Source organism: Fluviicola sp., assembly GCF_030151805.1.
Taxonomy (GTDB): domain Bacteria; phylum Bacteroidota; class Bacteroidia; order Flavobacteriales_D; family Crocinitomicaceae; genus Fluviicola.
The window spans coordinates 1-3,591 of sequence record NZ_JASLCN010000458.1; the positions used below are offsets into that span (position 1 = coordinate 1).

5 protein-coding genes and 1 pseudogene are annotated in these 3,591 nt (G+C 42.5%); all 6 read right to left on the minus strand.

What is annotated here, in order from left to right:
* Positions 1 to 781, minus strand: a pseudogene (locus tag Q1V93_RS17395) (M1 family peptidase); the annotation flags it as partial.
* A 161-nt stretch (positions 782 to 942) separates the two neighbouring features.
* Positions 943 to 1,320 carry a DUF1801 domain-containing protein gene (locus Q1V93_RS17400; protein WP_300666426.1) on the minus strand — a complete coding sequence of 126 codons (378 nt, stop codon included), beginning with the start codon at positions 1,318 to 1,320 and terminating at the stop codon, positions 943 to 945.
* Between the two features lie 115 nt (positions 1,321 to 1,435).
* Complete coding sequence (locus Q1V93_RS17405) at positions 1,436 to 1,711, minus strand: hypothetical protein (protein ID WP_300666427.1); 276 nt, start codon at positions 1,709 to 1,711, stop codon at positions 1,436 to 1,438.
* Positions 1,695 to 2,312 (minus strand): HPP family protein, encoded by a 618-nt coding sequence (locus Q1V93_RS17410; RefSeq protein ID WP_300666428.1) that lies wholly within the window; start codon positions 2,310 to 2,312, stop codon positions 1,695 to 1,697. The genes Q1V93_RS17405 and Q1V93_RS17410 overlap by 17 nt, the downstream gene beginning before the upstream one ends.
* Positions 2,313 to 2,365: 53 nt before the next feature.
* Positions 2,366 to 2,839, minus strand: coding sequence for an OsmC family protein (locus tag Q1V93_RS17415; RefSeq protein WP_300666429.1), 474 nt, complete (start codon positions 2,837 to 2,839; stop codon positions 2,366 to 2,368).
* A gap of 1 nt (position 2,840) precedes the next feature.
* The gene (locus Q1V93_RS17420) at positions 2,841 to 3,500 is read right to left on the minus strand and encodes a methyltransferase domain-containing protein (RefSeq protein WP_300666430.1); all 660 of its coding nucleotides are present in this window, start codon (positions 3,498 to 3,500) and stop codon (positions 2,841 to 2,843) included.
* Positions 3,501 to 3,591 lie beyond the last annotated feature (91 nt).

Here is a 3,591-nt window from a genome sequence, read left to right on the forward strand (position 1 = left end):
CTCTCAAAACCCAGTAATCGATTTCCAGGTTTCCTTTCTCACCGGAGAAATGGTCGTGAATGTTCACATAATCTCCGATGTAGGGAATCATGCAGTAATTGTTGATCGGATTTTTAACTGTCCAGGAATACCTTGCGCGATCGTTTTTCAACACTTCTTTTCCGACAAACAAGCCATTGCTGACACAAACCAGGTCGGCAGGACACGTATAATGCATCGCTACCCCGTTATCCGGTTCGTCGTATTGTGAATCTTTACACGGAAACCAAACGCTGGCTCCCAATCCCTGGCAAGCCACAGAAACCCATGGTTTTCCGTTTAGATCTTTTTTCCAGATAATTCCGCCGTCCCAGGGAGGATTTTGCGCTACACGTGGTTTTCCATGGAAATAAGCGATCAATTCGTTGCTTTTTTGCTCAGATCCGTCGTGTGATTCGAAACGAATCAGGTAAGCCGCACCTTTTTTGGTGATTTTCGAATTCAACACGAGCTTTCCGTTGATAGAAACACTGTCCAAAACCATCGGGTCCTGCAGATCCAATTGCAGTGTGCTGACGATCACTAATTCATTCAAATTATTTCCGGGTATCTCGAACGTGATGATGTTTTTTCCACGAATTTCTTTCTTTTCAATGTCAAATTCCACGCTGAGATCGTAGTGTTTTAAATCCCACCAGTTGCGTGTTTCACCGTATCCTCCACGCAATGAATCGGCCTGCGTAAATTGACTATAGGAGGGAAGAGCAAGAACAAGTAGCAAAATGACAAGTAACGATCTCATAGAAAAAGTTTTTTCGAAGGTAATGATTCCTTTTTATTAAGGCTTTGCACACGTTGTTTCTTTGTGTTTGTATATAAGATCGACTTAATAAACGCAACGTAGCGGAAGACGTGGAGGAATTTTATTACATCCTCCCAATTTTCATACAACGCATCACCTAATTAAGATTTCTTTTTTGCGCCGTACTTTTCCTTGTTCTCAGCCAAACGAAACAACACTATTTCTTTGATCAATTTTATCGGAAGCGGCTCATTCAAGGGGAATTGTACGGAACCCTTTCCTTGTTTGTATTTGGATAGTTCTTTTTCGAATGCTTTGTGCCCGGTTGGTGTAGCATAGAACCCGATATGCGATTTGTAGCCGGCGAAATAGACCAGCGGTTTTCCATTAACTTTATAAGCGGGCATTCCGTAAGAAATTGATTCGATAACTTCCGGAGCAGTTTCCAGGATTAATTTTCGGATAGCCACTAAACGCTCGCGGGTTTCGTTTTCAAACTCCAGGAGGTATTCGTCTACGTTGGTGAAAGTCGTTTTCATATATTCTTTTTTAGAGTCAGGATCAATAAAGTCAGGAGATAAGACCAAAGTAATCAATTAAACTACCGGTCCTGACCCTTACGTCTTTAAGTCTGTTTTATAAATATAACTCAAATTAAGACTTGAAAAAAAGTCCGTTTTCGGCTAAGAGTTTTTGGAGGATGGGGATGGAACTTTTACCAATTCCATGAAGTTTCAGGATGTCCTTTTCACTAAAAAGCGAGAGTTGTTCCAGGGAATTGATCTGCGCATTTTCCAGGGCTCTTCGTGCCGGAGCTGAAAGAACGGCAAAAATTCCGCTTTCGTCTTTTTTCAGGTTCTCGCAAACAGGGCAAGTCGGACAATCACTTGTTTTGAAATAACGGTGTCCTTTTTCACAGGTTCGTTCCATCTTTCGTCAGCGTTTTGATCTTTTTCTTCTTACGAATATACTTTGTCAGGCGATTATTTGTAGGATATTTTCTGTTTTTAGTCAGATTATTTGCAATCAATGCCACCACAAGCAGAATGAGAACGCCTGTTAATACGGGAGACAACACATAGGTGAATCCCAATGCTTTCACTTTCGGAGTTCCGATTACGGCAATCAAAGCAGTTGCTCCTCCCGGCGGGTGAAGCGTTTTGGTCATTTGCATGGCAACAATGGATAAACTCACCGCAAGCGGGGCGGCGATCCAAACAGGATCAGGAATCAATTTGAAGATGCACACACCGATGAATGCTGAAATCACGTGTCCAAAAACCAGGTTTCTGGGTTGTGCCAGGGGGCTTTGAATGGCTCCATAAATTAAAACGCTGCTGGCTCCGAAAGAACCGATCAGGAAAATGTTTTCGAGCCGGTCTAATGATCGTGACTGAATAAAAGCAATGAGGCCGATTCCGAAAAAAGAACCGAAAAAGGTCCAGAAATGTTCTTTGAAATCAACCAGGGTTTCTTTGTAGAGAACATACCTTGCTTTGCGAATCGACTTGTTACCTTTCTTCTTATTCATAACCTTCCGCAAAATTAGCAACTATTTCAGGTTTTCGGTTCTGATAAACGGGATCAGGGATTTTTTACCGAGCAGTTGGCAATGTGTGTTACCGGGAAATTACAGGAGTTTGCGATAAAGCATTGTTTCCGCGCTTCATGGTGCAGACGGTTTGCTTCTTCAATCCGGGCTGCATCTGTGATTACCACCTGGGGGTGAAGTACAACCGAAACAAAATGACCACCGTTCTTATCTTCAACCATGGTTCCGAGAGGCGTGTCCTGGTAATCTGAAACGATGATTCCCGCATCGGCACAAAGGTGAAGATACCAAAGCATGTGACAGCTTGAAAGGGAAATGATGAACATGTCTTCCGGGTTGTGTTTGGATCTGTCTCCGCGGAAAGCGGAATCTGCAGAGCAGGATAAATCCGGTTTGCCTTCTACGTGAGCGTTGAAATTCCGGTCATAGGAAGTGTAACTTGTTGTTCCTTCGCCTCTGTTTCCCGTCCAGGAAATAAGCGCTTTGTATGTGTGTTCCCGATTCATATTAAAGGTTGTTTTTCAGAACCAATGTACTGAAAAATCGCTCAACTGATTCCCCTGTTTTTGTTTTTACCACTTCGCGCTGCTCATCTTGGTGATCCGGCTGGAAATTGGTTTCAGATATGATCTTCAGAATTTCATCCGGATTGTAGAGTGTGAATCCGAAAACAGTGAAAGGAAGCATTTCCATGAAGCTGCGGTGTGCAAACGTCAATGCCAACATACCATCCGGTTTCAAAATCCGGGATAATTCGGCAAAGACCTTCTCAGGATCTTTCCAGAAATAAATCGTGTTTACGGTAAAAGCTTTGTCGACAGCGTGATCTTCAAGCGGCATTTTTTCGCCATCGTAAAGAACAAAGCGGGCTTTTCCGGCTGCTGCATATGCGTGATTTGACTGTTTGGCTTCTTCGTGCATTAAGGACGAAATTTCCAAACCGGTGTATTGAATATCGTTTGATTGAGAAAAAAGAAAATTGAGATGCCCGGCGTTTCCATGTCCCAACTCCAAAACGGAATCTCCGTCACGTAAGCGAAGATTTGAAATGGAATTTTTAGTCATCCCGATATTGGTTTCATTCATCATTTCAGCAACTTCGATTCCTTTTTCTCCTGACGGATTCCCCAATTGAGCTGCAAGTGCTTCGAGTTGTTCTTTTTCCATTCAATGTGTTTTCTACTAAATTAGCAAGAATTACGAATTACGAATTACGAATTACGAATTACGAATTACGAATTACGAATTACGAATTACG

Bases quoted from the DNA above. Each gene is read 5' to 3' on its own strand.
- Q1V93_RS17415 (WP_300666429.1), bottom strand. From the start codon at position 2,839: ATGAATCGGGAACACACATACAAAGCGCTTATTTCCTGGACGGGAAAC.
- Q1V93_RS17405 (WP_300666427.1), bottom strand. From the start codon at position 1,711: ATGGAACGAACCTGTGAAAAAGGACACCGTTATTTCAAAACAAGTGAT.
- Q1V93_RS17400 (WP_300666426.1), bottom strand. From the start codon at position 1,320: ATGAAAACGACTTTCACCAACGTAGACGAATACCTCCTGGAGTTTGAA.
- Q1V93_RS17410 (WP_300666428.1), bottom strand. From the start codon at position 2,312: ATGAATAAGAAGAAAGGTAACAAGTCGATTCGCAAAGCAAGGTATGTT.
- Q1V93_RS17420 (WP_300666430.1), bottom strand. From the start codon at position 3,500: ATGGAAAAAGAACAACTCGAAGCACTTGCAGCTCAATTGGGGAATCCG.